This window comes from Mesorhizobium sp. M8A.F.Ca.ET.202.01.1.1 (assembly GCF_004791595.1).
Taxonomy (GTDB): Bacteria; Pseudomonadota; Alphaproteobacteria; order Rhizobiales; family Rhizobiaceae; genus Mesorhizobium.
In genome coordinates, this window is record NZ_SRUN01000078.1 from 1 (window position 1) to 442 (window position 442).

1 protein-coding gene is annotated in these 442 nt (G+C 62.4%); it reads left to right on the forward strand.

Annotated features, from left to right (window positions below):
• The first annotated feature begins 7 nt into the window (after positions 1-7).
• A complete protein-coding gene (locus tag EN845_RS33915; protein WP_135931277.1) occupies positions 8-316 on the forward strand; it encodes a hypothetical protein in 309 nt (102 codons plus the stop codon).
• Positions 317-442: the final 126 nt, after the last annotated feature.

Consider the following 442-nt stretch of genomic DNA (forward strand, 5'->3'; position numbering starts at 1 on the left):
GAGCCCGATGCGTCGCCGGCCGAAACGCTCGCACAATGGCGGGCCGCCGCTCGACGACTATGACGGCCCGCCCTGGGGCAAGGGCGACGCCTATATTTTCCTCGCCTGGCGGGCCGCCCACGACAAGGCCTGGAAGGCGCCAAGCCATGCCGTCATGCTGATGCGGCTGGAAAGGGCAGAGCAGCTCGGACTGACCTATGAGGAATATACGCTCGAGATCCTGGAGCGCGGCCGCCAGCTCAGCGAGGAGGATGCCGAGCGCATCAACGAAATCCGGCGAGCGCGACGGCGAAGGCGGATCAGCCATTTCGAATGACCTTGTTCCCGACGCCTTATTCCCTTGGAAAGCACCAAACATGAATTCCTCTGAAATCCGGTCATTGGCTGACAATGCGGCAACCACCGCGATGCTCGCTGATCTGTTGGTTGAAACGGTCGCGGC

Coding starts and splice junctions, on each gene's coding strand:
- EN845_RS33915 (WP_135931277.1), top strand. CDS start 8: ATGCGTCGCCGGCCGAAACGCTCGCACAATGGCGGGCCGCCGCTCGAC.